The sequence below is a fragment of the bacterium Scap17 genome (assembly GCA_013376735.1).
Taxonomy (GTDB): Bacteria; Pseudomonadota; Gammaproteobacteria; order Pseudomonadales; family Halomonadaceae; genus Cobetia.
Genome location: VINJ01000001.1, coordinates 2504542 through 2528781 on the forward strand (window position 1 = coordinate 2504542; position 24240 = coordinate 2528781).

The following is a 24240-nucleotide window of genomic DNA, read 5'->3' on the forward strand; positions in this document are numbered from 1 at the left end:
CCGGCCTTGAGCGATCAGCACTGGCTGACGTGATGAGTCACGAAAACGCCCCACCTCGTGAATCACGAGATGGGGCGTTGGAACGTCTCAGACGCTATCGACTGCCTTCAATCGGCGGCCCTCGGTGAACAATCACCGCATGGCGGGATCAGCTTGGCAGGTACTCCTCACTCCAGCTTTCGGACACCACGCCCTCCTCAATCAACTGATCGATCTCTTCATCGCTGTGATCAAGCCCTTTGAGTACCGAGCGAGTCGAGGCGCCGTATTTTTCGGCCGGCGACAGCGGGTAGATACGTCCACGCCGCGGACGGATGGCGTAGGGATCAAGCTGGGTGATCTCGTGACCACTGGGGTGATCCGAGTAGACCGAGAACGAATAGCTGCCGGCATCGATCCCGGTCCGCTCGCCAGCCGGATGGACGTTGTAGGAGCGCAATGTCTCCAGGTTCTCGCACACGGCCGCTGCGATATCCGCCGCCTGCAGCCGCTCGACCCAGTCACTGGCTCGCGCGCTGATGAAACGCGGTGCCAGGTAGGCGGCCCGCTCCTCACGCGGCATTTCCGGCAGCTCTTCCAGCCCCTCGACCTTGCGGAATTTTTCCAGCTCCGACTCATAGACACTGACCAGCAGGATGCCATCGGAGGCCGAATAGAAACGCGCCAGATCATCGTAGCCGGTTGCCTCACGACCGGACGGCTCGTCGAACAGGCCACGGCGCTCATAGTCATAGCAGAACGGCAACTGGGCCAGACCGCTCAGTGCCGACAGCGAGGTCTTGATGCGCGAGGTGCGGCCGGTCTTGAGCTTGCGATACAGCGCGGTGGCTATCCCCAGCGACGCGCCAAAGCCGCACATGACATCGATGGTGCCGACGTGGGCGTGCTCTTCCGGAGTGTCCATGCTGCCGCCGAAGCGCAGCATGATGCCGGTGGTGGCCTGCACCAGATCGTCATAGCCAAGGTAGTTGGTGCGCGGCCCGGGCAGCACGCCACTGAAGCAGTCCAGCTGACAGAAGACGGCGTCCGGATTCAGCTCGCGCATGGCCTCCTCGCTCAGTCCCATGGAGGCCACCTGTCGGTCGGTGGCATTCCAGACCACCACATCACTCTGACGAATCAGCTCATCCAGGATGGCGCGCCCGCGAGGCTGTCTGACGTCGGTCAGCAGCGAGCGCTTCGAGCGCATGTGCGACAGGCCGAAGATGACGGTATTCCAGCAGTCATAGAACGGCTTGGCCGGGTCAACCTTGATGACCTCGGCACCGAAGCGTGCCAGATAGGCTACCGAGTGCGGCCCGGCGATCACGTTGCACAGGTCCAGAATCTTGACGCCTTCCAGCCAGCCATCGCGGGCATTGCGTGCCCGCACCCGTGGCAGCTTGGTCTCGATGCGGGTCAGCACCGACAGCGCATGCGTGACGCTCACCCAGCGCCGCGGCCTGGGCGTCAGCATCTCCTGGCCGCTGTCGGCCATCCACACCATCGGGCCAGGCTGGATCATCAGCCCGAATTCCGGGTCCTCGACCTCGACCATCAGGCCCGCCGTCTCGGCGTGGTCATCGTGGATCCACTCCTGCAGCCAGCGCTGCGGCGCGCCGGGGAACTTGCCCTTGCCGAAGATCTTCTCCCATTCCTTGGAGGTGCGCGTGAGGAAGACTTCCTTCATGCGCGCCGCGATATGGTCCGCCCAGGATTTGGGCAACGGATAGACGCCCAGCGACATGTCGGATTGCCATTCGCTGCTCGGGCGATAGGTATCCGGCTCCTCGCTCATGCCTTCGGCGACCAGCTCATCGTAGAGGCCCAACACCTTCAGGCAGCGCTTGGCGTGCTCGCGGTGGCTCGGACAGACCACATAGAACATGCGGCCATCCTTGCACTTGTAGCTGCGATAGAAGGGATCGAGCAGCTCCTGCAGCTCGTCGTAGTCGAGATTCATCGGCTGGCCTTCGATACGCCGACGCTCGATCTCCTTCTCGCGCTGGGTCTTGTATCGCTCTGGCAGGCCCTCGATCTTGATCGAGTTGTAGCAGAGCCCTTCCATCAGCGCGCAGACCAGCGGCACCTCGATCTCGTCGCCCATGCCGGTCCGCTCGCGGGCCTGCAGCGCCAGTACCACCGAGGAAGCCGCCAGCATGGTGCCGTAGGCCGAGCCCAGCGGCAGCGGCGAGAAGGAGGGGTTGATGCCCATCAGCACTCGGTTGAGGCCCATGTCGGTGAAGACGCCGGAATTGGCGGCGATCACGCTCTCGAAGGCGCGCCAGTCGCGGCGCAGGGTGTCATTGGAGGCAAAGCCGGGAATCGACAGCGTGATCAGCTCATTGCGCTCTTCACGCAGGGTCTGGAAGTCGATGCCCAGCCGCTTCATGACCCCGGGGCGGAAGCTCTCGATCACGATGTCGGCCTCCTCGATCAGCGCCAGCGCCTGCTCGACGCCCTCCTCGGACTTGAGGTCCAGCGAGACGATCAGCTTGTTGCGATTGAGCGTGGCGTTGGCCGGCGACTGCCACATCGGCCCGCCGGGCGGGTCGACGTGAACCACGGTGGCGCCCAGGTCGGCGAGGATCATGGCGACGGCCGGGCCCGCCATGTATTGACCGAAATCGATGACCTTGACGTCAGTCAGCGGCAGGCGGGTTTCGGAGTGGATTGTCATCGGTGCGGTCCTTCTGTCCGGGGGGCATGCGGGTCGCGTCAGCCCCGGTGAGCGTCATATGTTGAGAGAGACAGGAAAAAGTGCACTCAGCGAGGCTTGGCGTCATCGCGCGAGCTGGGAGTCTCCAACACCAGATGCGGTTCCAGCACCTTGCGCGCGAAGTCCTGGCGCAACCAGCGCACCAGCGACCAGGTCAGGATAAACAGCACCGGAATCATCGGCAGCGCGACCACGATGGTCGAGGTCTGCACCGCCTTGAGGCCGCCCAGCTGGATCAATGCCACCCCGACACCGGCGATCAGGAAGGCCCAGATCAGACGCACGCTGCGCTTGGGCTCCTGATAGCCAGAGAGCTCACGAGTGGTCACCGACGCCAGCACATAGGCGGAGCTATCCAGGGTGGTGGCCAGGAAGATGAAGCACAGCAGGATGAAGCTTGCGGTGATCAGCTCGGAGAACGGCAGCGTGGCGAGAATCGCGGACACGGCGCCGGGGATACCGCCGTCGCTCAGTGCAGCCGCGACATCCAGGGTGCCACTTACCTGCAGGTCCAGCGCATAGCCGCCCCAGACCGCGAAGAACACCCAGCAGCCCAGCGAGCCGAACACTAGCTCGGCGATGATCAGCTCACGAATGGTGCGCCCCCGCGAGATACGGGCGACGAACAGCCCCATCATCGGCGCGTAGGCGATCCACCAGGCCCAGTAGAAGACGGTCCAGTCCTTCCAGAAGGTCGAATCGCCCACCGGGTCGGTCCACAGGCTCATGGTCACGAAGCTCGACAGCATGGTACCGAGACTGTTGACCCAGCCTTCCACCATGAACAGCGACGGCCCGGCAATGAAGGTGAAGGCCAGCAAGGCGATGGCCAGAATCACGTTGATGTCGGAGAGAATCTTGATGCCCTTGGCCAGCCCGAACCAGACACTGGCGGAGAAGATCGCCGTCCAGACCAGCAGCACTCCCAGATTGAGCGCAAAGGACGGCTCGATCCCCAACAGATCGCCGAGCAGTCGTGATACCAGCGGCACTGCCAGCCCCAGCGAGGTGCCGACACCGCCGACGATGCCGAACACCACCACGGCATCCAGCAACACGCCCCACCAGCCATCGGCACGCTTGCCGAGCACGCCGCTTGAGGCCACGGAAAGACGCACACCCGGGCGGTTGCGCACATACATGGAATAGGCGATGGGAATCGCCGGCAGGCAATAGAACGCCCAGGGCGTCAGCCCCCAGTGAAACTGGCCATAGGCCAACGCCCACTCGGCGGCCGCATCACTGCCGGCCTTGACGTCAAATGGCGGGCCGGTGAAATAGTAAATCGGCTCGACCCATGCCCAGTTGACGATGGCGATACCGATGCCGCCGGCGAAGATCATCGCGACCCAGCTGAAATACGAGAATTCCGGGGTGTCCTGCGGGCCTCCCAGACGGACGTTTCCGTAGCGGCTGAACGCCAGACCGATCAAGAATACGACGACGGAGAAGCCCGCCAGCAGGTAAAGCCAGCCGAAATTGCCGGTCGCGAAGGCGAAGGCCGCATTGACGGCAGCCTCACCGGATTCGGGAAACAGGATGATGGGAATGATGAGGCCGGCGATGACGAGCACCGAGGGCAGGAAAACCCGCCAGTCGATCTCGTCGCGGGCCTTGTGGGAGGCGCGGGGCTCGCGTGTCGGGCTCCCGCTGCCGGAAGACGTCTTGGGCGCAGAACTGCTCATGTTGATCACCGTTATTGTGGTTGTGCGGTTCGGTGTTTAGGCGAGGTCCACCGCGATTGGCGTATCGCTGGTGGACCACTCAACGCATGGTGTTGAAAGGGGCTAAAGGGTCTGGCTGGCTAAAGTCGGAATCTCTGACGCGTCACATCGATTGCTGTCACTTCTCAGACACGGCACAAACGATGCCGAGGCTCATCAGCCCCGCTCAATCCGGACAGAATTGCGCAATGCCATCCTCGAATGACCAATCGATATCGTGATTCTCCGAGATCGTGATCAGGACGTTGCCGGGGGCAATCCCCGGGTTTCTGCCCAGCGCCTCGACCACTCTGGTGTAGAACGCCTTCTTGGCCTGGTCCGGCTTTCCGCTGCGCATCACCAGATGCATCATCACGCGGTCCTGATCACGTGACTGGAATTCGAGGTCCTGATCGGTACATTCATGGATCACCTGGTAGCGATCATCTGCCGGGAAATCCAGGGTCTCGATGACGGCGGCATTGACCTCATCGGCAATCGCCTTGCGATAAGCATCAGACTTGCCTTTCAGAACATTGATCGTGACAAAGGGCATCATGGCCTCCGCTGGCACCCGGACAAGGGGTGCGGTGAATGAACATCGAACTTGCCAGACCCCGGGGCCTAGCGATGACGGAAGACCGGCGCTCGCTTGGCAACGAAGGCGCTCATGCCCTCCTTCTGGCCCTCGGTCGCGAAGGCGGCCTGAAAGAGCAGACGCTCTTGACGAAGCCCCTCATTGAGCGGGGTCTCGAATGCCGTGTTGACGGCTGACTTGGCCATCTTGACCGCCGGCGTGTTGTAGCCCGCGATGGTATGCGCGGCCTCGAGCGCGTTCTGCATCAACTCATCCTTGGGCACGACCCGCGCCACCAGGCCAATCTCCTTGGCCTCCTGAGCGCCGATGTTGCGGCCGGTCAAGACCATATCCATCGTCATCGCCTTGCCGACCGAGCGGGCCAGGCGCTGTGATCCGCCGATGCCCGGCAGGATGCCCAGCTTGATTTCCGGCTGGCCAAACTGGGCGTCTTCCGAGGCGATGATGAAGTCGCACAGCAGGGCCAATTCACAGCCGCCACCGAGAGCAAAACCACTGACGGCGGCGATGATCGGCTTGGAAATCCTGCGCACCTCGTCCCAGGGCGAGAGAAAGTCATCCATGTAGAAATCAGTGAAAGACTTCTCGGCCATTTCCTCGATGTCCGCACCGGCGGCAAAGGCGCGGGGATTGCCGGTGATGACGATGGCGCCGATGCCCGGGTCGGCGTCCAGCTCGCGGAGGACCGCCAGCGTCTCCTCGGCCAATTGGCGGTTGAGCGCATTCAGGCTTTTTGGACGATTGAGGATGATCAACCCGACGCGCTCACGACGCTCGACGACGATCATCTCGAGACTCTCCGACTCCGGCGCGTCAGAGGCCGACTGCTTGGCTTGGGGTTGCGATTTCACTATCTTGTTCATTCTTGTCTCCCGGTGTGGAGCGGCGTCACTTTGGCGTAAATTCGGCGTACTCACTGCGCATCGCAGATCGTTGTGCCGCTGGACGATGACGCGTCGCTGAATGACGAGGTGTCTGGCGCTGCGCTGCGCTTTTTCTTGGCGGTACCTGATGGCTTGCGAACCGGACGGGCCTTGTATGCAATGCCATTCTCGACGGACGGTCCGGTGTTCTTCTGGCGGTCAGATTCGGGCAGATGATAGGCACCATGGCGTGCCATCAGCTCGTCCAGAATCGCCTCGCGATGCTGGCCAAGGCCCGGCGCACTGCATGGCACCTGACTGTCGATGTCCCGACGTCCCGTGAGCTTGATCGGATTGCCCGCCGTCCTGAATGGCTTGCCGGCCTTGCCCTGGACCTGAACGATCATGTTGCGGGCCTTCAGCTGCGGATGATCGAACAGCTTGTCGATGGTATTGATCGGCGAGCACGGCACGCCCTCCTCATTGAGCAGGTCCACCCAATGCTGAACCGGCTGCTGCACCAGGACCTTTTCCATCTCGATCACCAGTTCCGGACGATTTCTGCAGCGCATGTCGTTGCTGAGAAAACGCGGGTCGAAGGCCAACCGCGCCGCACCGATGGCATCGGCCATCAACAGGAACAAGGTGTCGTTGCCGGCCGCGATGACGAGCTTGCCATCTTGCGCATTGAAGCTTTCAAACGGCGCTAACGAAGGATGACAATCGCCGGTGCGGTGCGGCACCTTGCCCTCGATATCGAAGCGCGCCAGCGCCGTTTCCATCAGCGCCGCCTGGCAGTCGAGCATGCCGATATCCACCCGCGTGCCTTGGGCATCCCGGGTGCGGCTATAGAGCGAAGCGAGAATGCCCACCGCCGCAAACAGCGCCGCACTCAGGTCGCCAAAGCTGGTCCCCACGCGGGCGGGCTCTCCATCAGGCCAGCCCGTCAAGCTCATGATGCCCCCCATGGCCTGCACGACCATGTCGTAGCCGGGCAATTCACTGAAGGGGCCGGTGTGCCCGAAGCCCGAGATCGAGGAATAGATCAGGTGAGGATGCGTTCTGGCCAGGCGCTCAGGGCCATAGCCCAGGCGATCCATCACCCCAGGGCGGAAGTTCTCCACCAGTACATCCGCCTCATCCAGCAGACGCTCAAGCAGCTCGCGATCACGAGGCGACTTGATATCCAGCACGATGCTTTCCTTGTTGCGGTTGAAGCAGCTGAAATAGGCGCTTTCTCCCTCCACGAAGGGACCGAATTCGCGGGTATCGTCTCCGGTCCCGATCTTCTCTACCTTGATGACACGTGCGCCCAGGTCAGCCAGCACCATGGTGCAATAAGGCCCGGCGAGTACCCGTGAGAAATCCAGCACGGTGATCCCGTCCAGCGGCCCCTTCTTGAGTTCCGGTTGCGTCGAGATGGCCATCGGTCAACTCCCAAAGTCGTGGCGTATTACTGTGCGTTCAGGATCCATCCCGCGGCTTTTTCCGCGATCATCAGGGTCGGCGAGTTGGTATTGCCGCTGACGATGGTCGGCATGATGCCGGCATCTGCCACCCGCAATCCCTGGATACCGCGCACACGCAGACGGCTGTCAACCACCGCCATCGGGTCATCCGCGCGCCCCATGCGCGTGGTGCCCACCGGATGGAAGATGGTGGTGCCGATATCGCCGGCGAGTCTGGCGAGCTCTTCATCAGTCTGGTACTCGACCCCCGGCTTGATCTCTTCGGGCTTGTAGCGCGCAAAGGCAGGCTGGGAGGCGATGCGCCGCGTGACCCGCAAGGAATCGGCCGCGACCTTGCGATCTTCTTCCGTGCTCAGGTAGTTGGGCGCGATGGTCGGGGCCTGACGCGGGTCGGCGCTCTGCAGACGCACCGTGCCACGGCTGGTGGGGTTGAGATTGCAGACACTCGCGGTGATCGCCGGGAAGGGATGCAACGGCTGCCCGAAGGCCTCGAGGCTCAGTGGCTGGACGTGGTACTGGATGTTGGGATGGGCGTAAGTCTCGCTGCTGCGCGTGAAGGCGCCCAGTTGTGACGGCGCCATGCTCATCGGCCCGGAACGCTTGAACAGGTACTGCATGCCGATGCCCATCTTGCCCAGCAAGGTGCTGGCCATGGCGTTCAGGGTCTTGGCATTGGTGACCTTGTAGACCGAGCGGATCTGCAGGTGATCCTGCAGATTCTCGCCGACACCGGGCAGGTCCTTCACTACCTCGACGCCATGTTCCTCCAGAAGTGCCCTGGGCCCGACGCCCGACACCTGCAGCAGATGTGGCGAGCCGATGGCGCCGGCACACAGCACGACCTCACGCTTCGCCGAGAGATTGATGACCTTGTCGTCACGCACGACCTGCAGCCCCGTGCAGCGCAGATCGGTTGCTTCTTTCGCCGCCCCTGTTTCAGCCCCCATGCCCTGCTCGCCGCCCGAGAACAGCAGACGATTGACCTGGGTGGAATGCCATAGCGTCAGGTTGCTGCGCTTGAGCGCGGGGCGCAGGAAGGCCTTGGCCGTGTTCCAGCGCCAGCCCGCACGCTGGTTGACCTCGAAATAAGCCACCCCTTCATTGCTGCCACGGTTGAAGTCCTTGGTGCGCGGAATGCCGGCCTGCTCGGCCGCACTGGCGAAGTCATCCAGCACTTCCCAGTTGAGGCGCTGACGCTCGACGCGCCACTCCCCGCCGTGACCATGGAAATCACGCTGCTCAGGATCACTGCTGGCGCCGTCATCCAGCAGCGCGTGATCCTCGTGACGCATGAAGTCAGCCAGACACTGCTCCCAACGCCACTCGCTGTCGCCGGTCACTTCGGCCCAGTGGTCATAGTCCCGCGCCTGACCGCGCATGTAGATCATGCCGTTGATGCTGGAACAGCCGCCCAGCGTCTTGCCGCGCGGATAGATCAGCGAACGGCCGTTGAGGCCCCTGTCCGGCTCGGTGCGGAACATCCAATCGGTACGTGGATTGTTGATACAGTACAGATAGCCCACCGGAATATGGATCCAGTGGTAGTTGTCACGCCCGCCCGCCTCGACCAGCAGTACGCGGTTCTCAGGGTTGGCGCTGAGGCGATTGGCCATCAGGCAGCCGGCGGAACCGGCGCCCACGATGATGTAATCGAATTCAGAGAGATCGTCGCCCGGTTTGGCGGGGCGAGCGTCCTGCTCGCCCTCCGGGGATCGATGCGGATTGTTCTTGTTGTCTGACATGGCGCGTCCCTCTCCAGACAAATGACGTAGGCTGGTAGGTAACCAGAATGCAGATGACTACGATGCAGATGGCCCAGTCGCGAGCGACTTACTTGGCCGTCGGCATGGCGAATTCGGCACCGGCATCGATGGAATCCGACCAGCGCTGCATGATGGACTTCTGTTTGGTATAGAAACGCACACCCTCTTCTCCGTAGGCGTGGGTATCCCCGAACAGGGAGCTCTTCCAGCCACCGAAACCGTGCCAGGCCATCGGAACCGGAATCGGCACGTTGATGCCGACCATGCCCACCTGGATGCGACGCCCGAATTCCCGCGCGACACTGCCGCTCTCGGTGAAGCAGCTCACTCCGTTGCCGAATTCGTGGTCGTTGATCAGCTGGATGGCGGTTGCAACGTCCGGCACGCGGACACAGGCCAGAACCGGGCCGAAGATCTCTTCCTTGTAGATGGTCATGTCCGGCGTAACGTGATCGAACAGCGTACCGCCCATCCAGAAGCCTTCAGTGCTGTCGCCACCGATGTCGTTGCCGGTGAACTCACGCCCGTCGACGACCATCTCGGCGCCTTCCGCGACACCCTTTTCGATGTAACCGCAGATACGCTCATGCGCCTGACGGGTGACGATCGGCCCCATCTCGGCATCCAGATTCATGCCGTCCTTGATCTTGAGCTCGCGGGCACGCTCGGCCAGACGCGGCACCAGGGTGTCTGCCACATCGCCCACCATCACCGCGACGCTGATGGCCATGCAGCGCTCGCCGGCAGAGCCGTAGGCCGCGCCGATCAGAGCATCCACCGCCTTGTCGAGATTGGCGTCCGGCATCACCACCATATGGTTCTTGGCGCCACCCAGTGCCTGGATGCGCTTGCCGTGACGTGCGCCGCGCTCGTAGATCAGGTTGGCGATGGGGGTCGAGCCCACGAAGGACAGGGCGCGCACCTTGGGGTGATCGATCAGCGCCTCGACGGAATCCTTGTCGCCCTGCACCACGTTGAAGACGCCATCCGGCAGGCCCGCCTGCTTGAGCAGGTCCGCTATCATCAGCGAGGCGCTGGGGTCCAGCGGGCTCGGCTTGAGCACGAAGCTGTTGCCTGCCGCAATGGCCACCGGGAACATCCACATCGGCACCATCACCGGGAAGTTGAACGGCGTGATGCCGGCGACGACGCCCAGCGGCTGGCGCATCGTCCAGTTGTCGATGCCGGTGCTGACCTGGTCGGTGAAGTCACCCTTGAGCAGCTGCGGGATACCACAGGCGAATTCGACGATATCGATGCCGCGTGCCACTTCGCCCTGGGCGTCGGTGAATACCTTGCCGTGCTCGCGGGTGATCGCCTCCGCCAGCTCGTCCTTGTGCTCGTTGAGCAGCGCGAGGAACTTGAACATCACACGGGCACGGCGGATCGGCGGCGTGTCGGCCCAAGCCGGGAAAGCGGCGTCGGCAGCGGCCACGGCGGCATCGACATCACTGTTGCCTGCCAGCGCGACCTGACCGGTCACCTTGCCGGTGGCCGGATTGAAGACATCCTGAGTGGCGCTGGAATCGCCTCGGGTCACCTGACCGTTGATGAAATGCTGGATGGGGTTGGCTGCTGTCGTCATGGTGCTGATCTCCGCTGGCGGTGTTTTATCGGAATGAGCCTGTGTCATGCACATGTCTGGCGCTGAAGGTCGTTCGCTTCATCAATGACGTTCGCTTGAACAATGACGTTCGCCTGGTCAATGACGAACGAGGACATGTCATCAGCAGGTGTTCATGAAATTACGCTGCCACGCGCAGGGTGCAATTGAGTAATTCTTGGGTGAGATATAACGATTGCTGATATCCGATTATGCTCATAAACGCCTTGGCTCTCCTCGAGAACCAGAGCAACAATTAAGCGCCGAAAATCAATTAGTTATAGCGAAAACAACGGGAGGAGTGCCGACAGCGGCGGGCGATTCGATCACGAGGGCTGTCCCGGGTGAACACGGCTTACCGCGACCAATGGCCAATAGGTGGCAGAGAACGGATTCAGGCCACAATGCGAGATGCTGGACCAGCAGCACGCGTCTCGCCGGCCAGAAAAATGCCAAACACATGGATGTCACTGATGCAGGACCTGTCCCGACTCAATGCCTTTGTCACCGTAGCGCGCACCGGCAGCGTGTCGCGAGCTGCCGAGGCATTGCACCTCACCCAGCCCGCGATCAGCCTCAAGCTCAAGCAACTGCAGGAAGGCCTGGGGTTAAGTCTGTTCGAGCGTCACCCCCATGGTCTGTTATTGACGGCCGATGGCCAGGCCTTGCTGCCCAGTGCAGAGAAGGCCCTGGCTAGCGCGCGTGGCTTCGAGCAGGCCGCCGCGGCACTGCACAGTACCGTGCGCGGCAAGCTACGCATCGGCACCATCGTCGACCCGGAATTCATTCGCTTGGGCAGCTTGCTGCGCCACCTGCTTGAGCGTGCGCCCAATCTGGAAACGGAACTTCACCACGGCATGAGCGGCTGCGTCCTCAAGGCGCTGTGCCAGAATGCGCTGGAAATCGGCTTCTACCTGGCACCACCCGGAGAGGGACCACGCGATGACTCCCTCTGTTATCGCGAGCTGGCATTCTTCGACTATTTCATTCTCGCCCCCACCGGCTGGTCAGCACGCCTGACGGAGACTGACTGGCCCTCCCTGGCCGCCCTGCCGTGGATCGTGACGCCGGAGAACTCCGTCCACTCACGCCTGTTGGCGCATGCCATGCGTGACAGTCAGTGCACCCCTCACCGTGTCGCGCAGGTGGATCAGGAAGTCTGCATGCTGGATCTGGTACGCGCGGGCGTCGGACTGACACTGGCCCGCGATGTCCTGGCGCTGGCCGAGCGCCAGGAACGTGGCCTCAATATCGTGCCGGATACCCGCCTGCCCTGCGCCTTGAGTGTGGTATGGCGCCACGACAATCAGCACGAACCCTGTGTCGAAGCCGCCCTGCAAAGTCTCGAAGAAGTCTGGCCATCCAAGTAAATGACGCTTTCAGGACAAGTGAGTGAGGCCTGATATTTCACGCGGCAAGCCCAGTCCTGCTGTGCCTTATCTTTCTTGCCTTACCCTCAATCTGCGGCATGCCGACGGCATCGGGCTGCCCGTTCATGCGGGGCTACTCGATTGGTGCAGGATGGATTATTCTATTCGTGTTTCGAGTGAAATCGTGTGCCCCGTCACGAGCGCGTGATGCCTCCTCACGTTCGGTGTCGAGGCCTCATCGGATGACAGTCCTGTCGAATCACAAGGTAAGAAATGATAGATTTCAACAATAAAGGCTTTTTCAAACTCAAACAGAATGATGAATATGCCGAGCGCGTCAATGACCTGCTGATTGATGGCGAAGAGATCATCTCGGCCTACAAATCGATGCGTGACGGCGTCGTCTTTACCAACAAGCGAATCATCGCCGTCAATGTTCAAGGCTTGACCGGCAGCAAGAAAGATTTCACCTCTCTGCCGTACAAGAAGATTGAAACCTACTCCATCGAAACATCCGGCACCTTTGATCTTGATTCAGAGCTCACAATCTATTTCTCGGCACTCGGTACGGTGAGGTTTGAATTCACCGGCAAGACACGCCTTACCGAAATCTCGCAAGTCATCACCACCTATGTGTGCTGATGCCCTACTGCTTCCATTGTGAATTCCTTTGATCAAACGGGGTTACCCAGATGAGTGACATGTCAGTCGAGCAATTCGAAGAAAACATGAAACGTGAACTCGACAAGTTCGTGCGCAGTACCACGGCACCTGCCAAGCCAGTTGCCAAGCCACGTGCCACGCAAAGCACCACGCCTCTCAAGGGGCTCAGGGTGACGCTGGGCGTCAAGAACAAGCGACTGGCATTGGAAGAACCCTTCACGGTGCAGACCGACAGCATCTCCAAGGTTCAAGCCAAAATTCAGGCAGAGAAAGCGGCGCGCAAGGCCGGCTGGAAAATCATCAGCCATGTGATCGACTGGAACGACACCGAACGAGCCCCCGACGCTCGCTGACGACGCGCCAGCCACGGACATCAAATATTCCGCTAATCCATATCGATATAACCGAAAGGCAATCCTTAAGCGCGTGACATAGTCTCTGTAGACACACTCGTTGTCTAGAGGGGATATCGATGAAATACTTTGATGCATTATTCTCGTTGATCGCCGCGGTACTGGTCTCTGCACTACTCCCTTTTGAAGTGGAACAAGGCAATCGTTCTACTCCACAAGCACCGCATGAACGCTCTATTCTGGTGATAGAGGGATTGCTGAAGGAGAGTGAGGACAACGCGTCGGTTGATACGTGAGTCACCATCACTGGATCATCGCGATAGGGAGCCGGCTTGCGGCGTAAACGGACAATCCCGTCAATTGCCAGGATATTCCCGCAGTACGCTCATGCGCAGCGACGTCACTTGAGGAGGCCGAATGGCGGACATTCAACTACGCATTGAATTGATGGACACGGATCCCCTGGTCTGGCGTCGAGTCGTCGTGCCAGAAACGATCAATCTGCACCGACTCCACGAGCTCATCCAGGACGTGATGGGGTGGGAGGAGCGACACCTCTACGAGTTTGAGTGTGACGGCCGCTACTACGCTGAACCCGACGACTTCAGCGAACGCCCCATTACCATGTCGCGAAATGCCAAGCTGAAGACCCTGGTGAAACGGGCCAAGGGAAATGCCTTCCAGTATCTCTATGATTTTGGCGATGACTGGAAACATCGCATTGTCATCGAAGCAACAGGGATGGAAGCTATCTCCCCCTGTCCAAGATGGCTGGATGGCGCCATGGCATGCCCCCCGGAGGATATCGGCGGTGTGCAGGGGTATGCTGCCCTGAAAGCCGCCAGCGCCGGCGAGCAGAACCCTCATGGTCACGAGCTACTTCAGATGCTGGGGGAAGACTTCTCGCCGGAGGCACTGGATGAGGCGGCCATTGAAGAGCACCTCATCCCCTTCCAGGCGGGCTTCAATCGCATGGCATGACTCAAGAGACAATAGCGGCCATTATTGAAGGTGGGTCGGCAAATCAATCGCTTGCGCACTGCCTGGGTGACGCGTTTCCCACCCCAATACACGACAATGCCCCGCCCTGGCGACAGGATGGGGCATTGTTGTAGTGAAGGGATCACATCAGGTGAACTCACCCCCTCTGACGCCCCACTAACCGCCAGCGCTAACGCCGAAACACCACACTCAGATTGTTCGCCGGCATCTCGATCACCTTTTCGAGCCGCAAGCCGTTGCGCTCCGCCTCCTCGATGACCGCTTCCAGATCACGCACGCCCCATAGCGGATTGCGGCGCTTGAGCTGCACATCAAAGCCTTCGTTGCTCGGCGCCGTGTGTTGCCCTCCCCGCTTGTAGGGGCCGTAGAGATACAGCACGCCATCCTTCGGGAGACGCCAACCGGCCTGCAACATCAGCTCGGACGTGACCCGCCACGGCGAGATATGGATCAGATTGATCGCCACCAGCGCATCGCAGGCCACCTCAGGCCACTCAGACAGCACATCCAGCGGGACCGGCACCTTGAGGTTGGGCAGTGCGGCCTCGGCGCGCCATGCCGCGATGGATTCCAAGGCACGCGGGCTGGCATCGCTGGGTTGCCACGCCAGATGAGGCAACCCGTAGGCGAAATGCACCGCATGTTCTCCGCTGCCACTGGCCAGTTCCAGCACCTGACGTCGCTGTGCCAGCACATCCCGCAGGACATCGAGAATCACGTCACGATTGCGGGCGACCGCCGGACTGGCGAGACGCTGACTGTGCGCCAGCTCGACATCCTTCTGCGATGATTGCGACGCGGCGCTTGGCAAGTCAGCGGGTAACTCGGGGATGGCCATGCAGCACTCCTTTCAACAGGGCAAATGACTCAGAACGAAAAGATGGCGAGATCATAACAAAGCGCCGCACCCCTGAGGGGCGCGGCGCTTGAGCAAACCGTGATTGGATCGGGTCATTTCCCCTATCTGAAGCAGGCCACATGACCGCTCCTGCTAGCGGGCACGCGCCACCGTGGAACGTGCGCGCCAGAAATCCAGCACCCGCAGCGGGTCACCCACTTCATGGGCCTTGTGTTGCGCGTTGTGCGCCATGGAACGCGTCGCATCACGATCACCCAGCAGGCGCTCGAGGGCGGCAGTCCATTCTGCCGAGTCATCCCCCACCAACAGGCCATCGACGCCGTCCTCGATCAGATCGACATAGGGCGCCCGTCGACTATAGATGCCCACCCCGCCCATGCGGGTGATATCGAGAAACCGCAGCCAGGAGGCGGCGCGATTGTCGGAATTTTCCATCAAGGGTGCCAGGCCGATGGCGATCCGACGCCGCGAGCAATAATCCTGGAAGCCCTCCCAGCTGACGGCCTCCATCGTCTTGAGGCGGGGAATGTCGCTGAGTGCCAGCGGCAGATGGCGCCCCATCATCAGCTCCACCTCACTGTCGGAATGCCGCGTCTGGATATCGCGCAACATGGGGGCCAGCGCCACGATATCGTCACGATGTGACAGAGTGCCGTGAAAACCGATGCACCAATCGCTCTGCTCGAGATGGTGAAGGTCCGGCAGCTTGCCGGTCAGTGGCGGCGTCAACAGGCTGACCTTAGCATGCAGACTCACCAGAGCGGCCTCCAGCTGCTCGCTGACCACGACGATTTCATCCGCCAGCGTGAACAGTCGCTGCTGCAATTGGGCATCCTCAGAGCCTGCTTCAGGGGGAGAGTTGCCCTCCTCCGCTGACAGCAGCTCAGGTGAATACAGATGATCGACGAGATAACAGATGCGACCGTGCTGCTCGCGGTGTGCTTCCAGCATCTCGATCCATTCCCGCCCCAGGCTCCGCGCGATCAGCAGGCAAGCACCGGTGAGGCGCGCCTGGGCAAGCCTGGGCGAGAACTTCCAACGGCGGGTTTCAAACCGCTCGACACGTGTGCCTTCCTTGCGCAACGCGGCCATGGCAGGCAGGAAGAAGTAGATATCTTCCAGCGCCCGGGCTTCATCACTGAGTACGATCCATCGAGGAGTGGTCGGGAAGGCGGTCATGTCAGTCTCCTTTACTCGAGGCATTCATGGTCCCGGCAGGTTCAGCGTTACCGCCAAACAAGCGCGAGCAAGAGCACACACTGACTCTGGGACGCTTACTTTGAGCTTAATGATTTCTTGGCATCACACCACTCAAATTTTGCTGATGTGTAGCGGATGTAATCAACGTGTTACCTGCGCTGGCCATCAATTCGGCGCTGACAGCACCTGATCGGGCGGCCTCAGGCCCAGAAACGACAAGGCCCGCAGGGTTAGCTGCGGGCCTTGTGGGTTGAGGTCATCTCGCTGAAGTCATCGCGAGCGCCAGAAATTCGTACACGCCTCTACAGCGCCAATATCTCGGGCTTTCTGCAAAGCGCGCTCTGCCATGGCCTGTGTAGCGGCTGGGTCAGCCAGCAATTGCTCCAGCGCTGCCCGCCACTCGCTGGGGTCATCCCCGACCAAGAGCCCATCGACGCCATGCTCGACGACCCCGTCATACGGCGCCCGACGACTATAGATACCGACACCGCCCATTGCGGCGATATCGAGAAACTTGATCCACGACTTGCCGCGATTGAATGGTGTCTCCAAGAGCGGCGCCAGGCCGATCTGGATGCGGCGTGTCGCCTGATACTGTTGAAAGGCCTTCCATGGCAGCGCCTCCGGAGTCTCCAGCCGTGCAATACCGGATAATGATTCCGGCACATGGCGCCCCATCATGATCTCGAGGCGTACCTGGGGATGTGCTGCCATCACTGGCGTGAATGCCGGCGCCAGGTGCGCGATGTCATCGCGATGCGCACGGGTACCGTGGTAGCCGATGGTCCAGTCAGACTGTGTGAAATCGGCCAGCTCAGTTTCTGGCGTCAGCATTGGCGGTGTCAGCAGCGAGGCATTGGCGTGCTCCCGCCCAAGCTGGGCCACCAGCGCCTCACAACAGGCCACTACCTCATCCGCGAGCGCAAGCAGTGCGGGCTGACGCATCGCCAGACCGCTCAGACGCGCGACATAGGCGGCAGGCAATCCATCGGTACGGGTCACGGCGCCAAGATCATCGTCGATCAGATAGACAATACGTCCGAAGCGCTCATGATGACGTTCGAGCAGGCGCACCCAGCGCTCGCCCAGAGAGCGCACGATCAGCAGATTGGCACTCGCCAGGCGCCGCAATGCCCATCGCGTCGGCAGGTGGTAGCGGCGGGTGTCGAAACGCTCGACGATGGCACCCTGCTGGCGAAGAGCAGGTGCGGCTGACTCAAGAAAGTAGATATCTTCAGTGGGTCGAGCACCATCGCTGAGAACGACCCACCGCACACCTGCCAAGGGTGAAGCTTCAGCCGACATCAGGATGGGTCCTGCGCACGCGAGGAGTCACGTGTCACGACATGCCAGGAAGACTCGACACCACGTGCTGCGGCACGCTTGTCATCCCGCGCCCGCTCCGCCTTGAGCACACGATACTGCAGGCGATTTAGCCATTCGCCGCCCAGCCCCGGCAACGGCAGGAAGGGTGTCGTGCGACTCATCCCCCACAACGCCAGACGCGAACTGCCCGCCTCGGCAGGACCACGGCCGTGCATGCCGAAGGTATCCGCGATCAGCAGCGTGTTGGCAGGCACCTTGAACAGCGTGGGCGCATTGAGACCGAAGCGAGCCAGTGCGCCCTCCTCGACCCGGAAGGACCCTCGCTGGGTATAGCGATTGGCATGCTCACGCGCCGTCAGACTCATGTGATATTCCCAATCCAGTCGGCCCTTGTTCAACTGCGTGGACTGAGGCACGAACATGAAAGGCCCGTTGCGCTCGCTCACCTCCTCCAGGTAAAGCCAGAACTTCATGGTCGGCTGGAAGGTATCCACGTGCAGGGACTTCTGCGGGTCTGCCTCATCACTCTCGCGGGCGCCATTGAACACCTTCTCGAGATGCACGATGGGCAGGCGACGATGGCCAGCGCAGAAACGCAGCAGACGCTTGAGCTGTGGGTCAGCCAACACTTGCTTAGCCACCGGCAGCTCGCTCAGGGTCTCCGGGTCCAGCAATACGCGATGCGTGCGGGTATCCCCCTGACAACACTCACGTACCTCACCGGGACCGTGATCATGCACGGTTTCAAGCTCGGTCTTGAGTCGCGCGAACAGCTCTGGCGACAGGAAGTCCTGCTTGAGTAGATAGCCATCACGCAGATAGGCTTCACGCTCCGCTGTCGGCACGCCTCGACTCAACATGGCCATGCGCCAGCGCATGATCCGAGACGCCGCCTTCACCCGCCAGACGTGCAGCCCGCGGCGATTCAGACGCTCGCTCCCGATCAGCGGATTGGCGATGAAGGACTTGGCACCGGTGAATAGCGCAAGGCCCCACAGGGGAGCCTTGAGCAGAAATCGTGAACGGGACATGGCGTTCCTTGCGAGACGATGTTCAATAGGCAGCTACAGGCATGACGGGACGGCACTCTGCTCAGCGTAACGAAAAGTCCTCGTGGACGAGAGTCAGGTTGGGGTTGTAGGCCGGATCATTATCCAGCTGCTCTGCCCAAGTAGTGCGCATGTACTCACATTCAGAGAGCCAGCGTGCTCGCTTCTTCGGCGTATCATCAGCCCCCCTCGAGATGGATTCGTGATGATACAGCTCTGCATAGGGCGTCCACAGATTTCGGTATCCCGCTTCTCGCACCTTGAGACATAGGTCTACATCGTTGTACGCCACGGCGAGCTTTTCTTCATTGAGGCCGTTAACCTCATCAAAGACCGAACGTCTCAACAGCAGACAGGCTGCGGTAACTGCGGACAGATTCTGAGTAGATTTCAGTCGTCCCTGAAAACCATCTTCATCACGGTTGAAGAAGCGGTGGGCATGTCCGGCAATGCTTCCAAGACCCAGGATCACGCCAGCATGCTGAATCGTGCCATTGGGATAATAAAGCTTGGCGCCGACACATCCGATGTCAGGACGACAGACCTGCGACACCATTTCCGTCAGCCATTCACCGTTCATCGGCTCAATATCATTGTTGACCAACCCGATGATATCGCCACGTGCCTCGCGGGCACCGAAATTGTTGATCGCTGAATAATTGAAAGGCTCGTCCCAGTGCAGTACTCGTACGCGCTCATCGCGTGCGGCAACTTCGCGCATATAGGCAAGTGTCTGCGGACAAGTGCTTTGATTGTCGAGAATCAACAACTCGAAATGCCGATACTCGGTATGCGCAAGGATGGCATCGACACACGGCTTGAGAATCTCTACCCCGTCCCGGGTGGGGACCAGCAACGATACCAAGGGTTGTGATTCCGGCAATTGCCATCTCACGCGAACGTTCTCTCCGACAACATCCTTGGCCTCTACCAATACCTTGCCCGGTTCAGCGACAGCCGCCACATCATGGCGTGCAAGGTAGTCACTCACACGTGCCAGATGCCGTGTCCCCCAGCTTCCTTGGTCGGACACTGCTAAGGAAAGATAATTGTCGGGAACATGCACCAGTACCTGGGGAACCCGCCACGCCAGCGACTGATGGCTCTTGTGAGCCGGTTCAATCATCTCCAGTGCCAGCTGATGGATAAGATCGGCAGTGTCCACTGTCGCGGCATGTCCCGTCCCCAGAGAATGGCGGCAGGCCTGCCACTGCTCACGAGACCAAAGCCCCAGATGCCCCAGATACGGTTTGGAAAGCAATAGATCCGGATTCCAGCCAGGCTTGAAGTTCGGTGAATGGCGATGTCCAGCCGAATCAAGACGATCTTCATCGCAATACAGAAAACCGGCCTGCGGTATCTCCCCCAACAACTCTACGAAGCGTGACAGCGCTTCAGAAGCGAGTGCAGCACCCACCGTCATCAACCCGACCCAGTCCCCCAGCATCTCGCTACTGATTGCTTCAATCTGGCCCGCTACGCCATCGGATGAGCTCTCCTCCTCTGTCAGCAGCCTGACGCGCACATCACTCTCGCAGGCGACAACTAACCAATCATGCTGCTGAACGGCCTTGTTCGTCGCTGAGACCACTAACTCCCACTGTATATGCGTCTGAGCTACCAGACTCGCTAGACTATTGCCAAAGGCTTCCTCGCTGACATTTTCATCAATCAGCATTCCCAGGCTGAACACTATATCAACATCGCTTTCAGCCGCTGAGCGAGCAGTAGTGGTAACATTCGTCAGGCTTAGTCCCGGTGATTCGACCATTCCAATCCACTTAGAGTAATCTGACATAATATAGGGATTGAAATGCAAAAACGTCGAATCATAGTAATCTAGCGCTATCTCCTTCCATGTTAGACGATGCGTATGAGCTTCATGATCAAGTAACGATAATATTTCTTTCCTGGTCAACCCTCTACAGACGCGATGATTAGTGGCCAAGCGCTGTATTAATCGATCTTTTGCAAAGCGTGGTGTCAGCCATACCAGCCTGAAATGTTTGAGACGGAAAGTGCCACGGCTGTTGATGGGGCATAGTGTGATACGTCTTACTCCACGTGGCACTCTCAGCATGCGACGCGTGATCTTGCCTGCTCTCAGCGGCAACTCCACCGTATGAATTCGATCGACCGTTTCAAAAGTGATGACCGCCGCAGCCCCGGTGACTGAGCGCTCCATGTCTATTTCGACCATGTTCCAGCCTGGCAACGGCCGAGGCCCTTCCCAGAGAAAAGCGGGTGTGCTGGAAAGCGAACGCCAATCCCCATCGTCAAGAGGCGCAAGGTCACTATCGATTCGCAGGTAACGCGGTACGCGGATATGCAGAGGCAGTGAAAGAAAGGTAGGGGCTTTGGCAGCGGAGGACTGGAGCTGTGATCCCTCAAGAAACGGTGGTGTCGGCAAAACTTTCTTCCATTACAGGTAAAAGATGACAGAGAAAATTGATGTCGAACGACCATACGACAAAACTCTTCCCGCTACACAGGGCGAAGTCAAAGACTGCATCATCATCTGAGGAGGGCTTCAGTGTGCGGTGATATCATCACATGAAGCATCGGAAGAATTTATCTGCTCCAAGACCAATTTCTTGTCCGCAATGCGCCGTTGCATCTTCTTGATGCCTCCCCCCCCGGGGCGAGCCTCCAATGCCTTTTGAAGCAGCAGTAAGGCATCATCCAGCAGGCCCTGTTGCTCAAAATAGGCGCCCAATTCTCGAAGCCGGTCGGCTTCTTTCATTTTGCTGCTGGCGATGATGCCACGCGCGCGCGCACTCAATCCTGTCCGTGCGTCTGGCTCCTCAAAATCAAGGCCCAGGAGATCCAGAAGTTTCAGGAAGGCATAGCCCTGACTACCACTCTGATATTGTGACAAAGCCTCCTCCTTGATAGCGTCCAACTCCTTGGGACACTGCGCCTCAAGGTATGACAAGGGACGATAAGGGTTGCACAATTCAGCTGTACGCGCCCTTTTCTTGCCCTGAGGAGGAAAAAGTACATCTCGGTCCAATGATGGGAAGCGCTGCATGACAGGTTCCATCGCGGAGAGGAACATGTCATTTATTTCTTGGTACAGTGGCCCAGGGATGTCCTGACTCCCCAGCGAATCTTCCTCAGGGTGTTGATCCGAGTATGCCTGTAAAGCCCTATCGATTTCACGACCAATCTTGGGCGGGAGTTCGTCAAGTACAGTATTCAGGATGCGCTTGAGTTCAAGCGCAGAGCGCACATAACTGCGGTTAGTGATTGTGCGCTCAGGTAGCAATGTCTTAATATTCGACAATGTCATGCCTAGTGCTTTCAGAAATAACGACTCTATTTGCGGCTGATCGACACTTGGCTTATGATAAGTTATGAAGTGACAATTATCATCGCCAAAGTAATGTGCCCACTGTATCAGCGGTATCCCTGCACGGCTATGCTTTGCGGTACTCATTACTTGGGCCAGATGACTGGAGAGACGCCATGTCGCGTCATGTCGCTTGATACCCTGATTATAATTTCCCATTAAGTAATCAATTGGGGCGCGCACGAAAGAAATAACACGAATTGTCTCTGGCTCTAGCCCGAGTTTTTCATGTAACAAGGTATGAAATGCTTGTGCTTGATTGAAGAACGACTCAGAGGAAAGGACAAGCTTCATATTCTTCTTACGAGCATGTGACATCCACTTGTTAAGGAGTAATGTAGCAGACTCTAAGTTATTCTCTCGCAAGGCTGATGCCAATTGACCATGACCACCTGAAACACCATTTTGGTCGGCACCATGCTCCGGATAATAATATCCAAATTTTGCTAACGAGTTACATGTATGAAGCATAAACTTTTGCAGAGCGGAGGACCCAGCTTTAGGTGAACCTATATGCAAGTATAGTTTTATAGATTTAGGTGTATCTCCTATAAACTTATTATGCGGAGAGATCCATTTCCTTAAAATACTCATATACTTCCTCTAAATAACACGATTAAATCAACAAGATATAAAGTTACAAAATCAGCCAGCTCCGCATAGACCCTATTTCATCCCTGCAACTGCTCAGACAACAAAACACAAAGAAAGCAATTTTACTTAATACCAAGGCGATCAAACTGTCTAAAAACTTGTTCTAGTGATACGGCGTCTTTAATATTCGAGTATTTAGGTGTAAAATCGAACAATATAGATTGATCTAAGCCAGCTGAAGAATTTTCGATATCAGATGCAACATACTCTGACACCATATTTATCAACCTTTCATTGCCATCAAAACTAAATTCTTTTATATACTTCCCCTCATTAAAGGTTGCTGCATCATCTCTGAGCTTGGATATATTCTCTTCATAATAAACATCAGTGAAAACTCCCCTCCTTCTCAAGAAAATCATTAAAGCCATTTCAAAATGACCAATACTAACGTTAGACTTCACTATAAATTTTTCATCAAGATTATCATCACCTAAAACAGAAAACAGAAAATCTCTGGCGCAATCTCGGTGCGATAAATTCTTATCTTCTCTCACAACGACCTTAGATGCTTTTAGGTGTTTGCGTATTAGCGTTAAAGTTGCATTATACTTCAATAGATGTGACTTGTCAGAAATAACAAACTCATTAACAAAGTCCTCCAACCCCCCCTCATATTTGTCTTCTACAATATTAAAAAACCCGACTACTACAGCTTGACAATATGCAGACTCTAAAAAACGGTACAAATTCTTAAGATAAATATATATGTGTATAGGGCGATTTAGATCTTCAATAAAGGTGTTGAAACTTTCAATAAAATTCTCTTCTTCGATTTTAACGGAGATCATCTCGCTAGATATAACTATAGGTGAACATTTATCAACTTCACACTTGAAATTCTCAGCCACCCTACCCGAAAAATTATGAGAGACAAGCTGATGATGCGCTCTTGCGTTATCAGGTCTACCTGAGCACGGATATATAATATTTGAAAAACCATGAGATCTGAACGTATCTTGGATCGAAGTACTACCTACTTTCGGCCAGCCGCAGTGTATAAAAATGGGGGCGCTTGAAGCTAAGTTTTTTTTATAGATACCTGATTTCTGCATATTCAACCATCGATTTGATACTCCACTTACCCTTACGTACTTATTTTTTGATAGCACATTACTAAAACTAATCTTTCGAACCTTATGGCAATACTGAGAGTTTTTTATTATTTTCGTTAGTACTCCTGGTCCTGTACAGTTTATTACATCATGATTGTATCTCCCTTCGCGGTAGTTTATTATTATATCATCAATCGCCTGACGTATAAACTCAGATCGAGGGGGGCTAACTATGATTCCATTTGCATAATGAGCTGCAGATGGATCATTACTATACCTTTCTAAATCGTCCCTGACCAAAACTGCAACATCACCCGTTATATCAATAGAGCTTATATCATCCAATTGGATCGATATATCCAAATATACCCCGCCAAAAATATAGCAAATCACGAGCCTCGCAATATCTGACCGCGATGCTGGTATCTTATTATCTTTGAACGCTTGATATAACTCATCCCCAAAACTAAACCTTATAATATCCAGCAAATACTCATCATCGAATAACTTGAACTGATTACCAGAATCTTCAACTGTTTTTTTAGTATACTCACTAGCTTTTAGCAATTCTCCGGAAAGTTCTTTTCGAGAGTGAAAGTATTGAAAATATAGCACAATTAACCACCATGGAGTTAGACAAGGAGAACAATGTACAACAAT

General features: G+C 57.7%; 17 protein-coding genes and 1 pseudogene. 4 read left to right on the forward strand and 14 right to left on the reverse strand.

Translation table 11 applies throughout. From position 1 onward, the window contains the following. Positions 1–148 precede the first annotated feature (148 nt). From FLM52_10650 to FLM52_10680, 7 genes and pseudogenes are all read right to left on the reverse strand, one after another. A complete protein-coding gene (locus tag FLM52_10650) occupies positions 149–2659 on the reverse strand; it encodes a carnitine dehydratase (GenBank protein NVN56245.1) in 2511 nt (836 codons plus the stop codon). A gap of 86 nt (positions 2660–2745) precedes the next feature. After that, complete coding sequence (locus tag FLM52_10655) at positions 2746–4383, reverse strand: BCCT family transporter (protein NVN56246.1); 1638 nt, start codon at positions 4381–4383, stop codon at positions 2746–2748. A 205-nt stretch (positions 4384–4588) separates the two neighbouring features. Beyond that, a complete protein-coding gene (locus FLM52_10660; protein ID NVN56247.1) occupies positions 4589–4957 on the reverse strand; it encodes a tautomerase family protein in 369 nt (122 codons plus the stop codon). Positions 4958–5025: 68 nt separating this feature from the next. Continuing rightward, positions 5026–5787, reverse strand: a complete 762-nt coding sequence (locus FLM52_10665) for an enoyl-CoA hydratase (protein ID NVN56248.1) — start codon at positions 5785–5787, stop codon at positions 5026–5028. Between the two features lie 311 nt (positions 5788–6098). Then, a pseudogene (locus FLM52_10670) lies at positions 6099–7289 on the reverse strand (CoA transferase). Between the two features lie 26 nt (positions 7290–7315). After that, positions 7316–9073 carry a choline dehydrogenase gene (locus FLM52_10675; protein ID NVN56249.1) on the reverse strand — a complete coding sequence of 586 codons (1758 nt, stop codon included), beginning with the start codon at positions 9071–9073 and terminating at the stop codon, positions 7316–7318. Between the two features lie 88 nt (positions 9074–9161). After that, positions 9162–10679, reverse strand: a complete 1518-nt coding sequence (locus FLM52_10680; GenBank protein NVN56250.1) for a CoA-acylating methylmalonate-semialdehyde dehydrogenase — start codon at positions 10677–10679, stop codon at positions 9162–9164. Between the two features lie 491 nt (positions 10680–11170). Here FLM52_10680 and FLM52_10685 point away from each other — a divergent pair, with 491 nt between their 5' ends. The 4 genes from FLM52_10685 to FLM52_10700 all read left to right on the forward strand — a co-directional run bounded on the left by FLM52_10685 (position 11171) and on the right by FLM52_10700 (position 14064). Then, a complete protein-coding gene (locus FLM52_10685; GenBank protein ID NVN56251.1) occupies positions 11171–12067 on the forward strand; it encodes a LysR family transcriptional regulator in 897 nt (298 codons plus the stop codon). Between the two features lie 273 nt (positions 12068–12340). Beyond that, the gene (locus tag FLM52_10690; GenBank protein NVN56252.1) at positions 12341–12709 is read left to right on the forward strand and encodes a PH domain-containing protein; all 369 of its coding nucleotides are present in this window, start codon (positions 12341–12343) and stop codon (positions 12707–12709) included. An 86-nt stretch (positions 12710–12795) separates the two neighbouring features. After that, positions 12796–13083, forward strand: coding sequence for a hypothetical protein (locus FLM52_10695; GenBank protein NVN56253.1), 288 nt, complete (start codon positions 12796–12798; stop codon positions 13081–13083). 417 nt (positions 13084–13500) lie between these two features. Further along, positions 13501–14064, forward strand: coding sequence for a plasmid pRiA4b ORF-3 family protein (locus FLM52_10700; GenBank protein NVN56254.1), 564 nt, complete (start codon positions 13501–13503; stop codon positions 14062–14064). A 190-nt stretch (positions 14065–14254) separates the two neighbouring features. Here FLM52_10700 and FLM52_10705 read toward each other — a convergent pair whose 3' ends face one another. The 7 genes from FLM52_10705 to FLM52_10735 form a co-directional block, all read right to left on the reverse strand. Beyond that, the gene (locus tag FLM52_10705) at positions 14255–14923 is read right to left on the reverse strand and encodes a DUF938 domain-containing protein (GenBank protein NVN56255.1); all 669 of its coding nucleotides are present in this window, start codon (positions 14921–14923) and stop codon (positions 14255–14257) included. Positions 14924–15076: 153 nt separating this feature from the next. Beyond that, positions 15077–16123 carry a glycosyltransferase family 4 protein gene (locus tag FLM52_10710; protein NVN56256.1) on the reverse strand — a complete coding sequence of 349 codons (1047 nt, stop codon included), beginning with the start codon at positions 16121–16123 and terminating at the stop codon, positions 15077–15079. 291 nt (positions 16124–16414) lie between these two features. Further along, on the reverse strand, positions 16415–17449 hold the full coding sequence (locus tag FLM52_10715) for a glycosyltransferase family 4 protein (GenBank protein NVN56257.1): 1035 nt from the start codon (positions 17447–17449) through the stop codon (positions 16415–16417). Then, entirely contained in the window at positions 17449–18501 is a 1053-nt protein-coding gene (locus tag FLM52_10720) for a phytanoyl-CoA dioxygenase family protein (protein ID NVN56258.1), read from the reverse strand. Before FLM52_10720 ends, FLM52_10715 begins: the two co-directional genes overlap by 1 nt. A 61-nt stretch (positions 18502–18562) precedes the next feature. Then, positions 18563–20719 (reverse strand): glycosyltransferase, encoded by a 2157-nt coding sequence (locus FLM52_10725; GenBank protein ID NVN56259.1) that lies wholly within the window; start codon positions 20717–20719, stop codon positions 18563–18565. Between the two features lie 330 nt (positions 20720–21049). After that, a complete protein-coding gene (locus FLM52_10730; protein ID NVN56260.1) occupies positions 21050–22465 on the reverse strand; it encodes a hypothetical protein in 1416 nt (471 codons plus the stop codon). A 122-nt stretch (positions 22466–22587) separates the two neighbouring features. Next, complete coding sequence (locus FLM52_10735; protein ID NVN56261.1) at positions 22588–24240, reverse strand: hypothetical protein; 1653 nt, start codon at positions 24238–24240, stop codon at positions 22588–22590.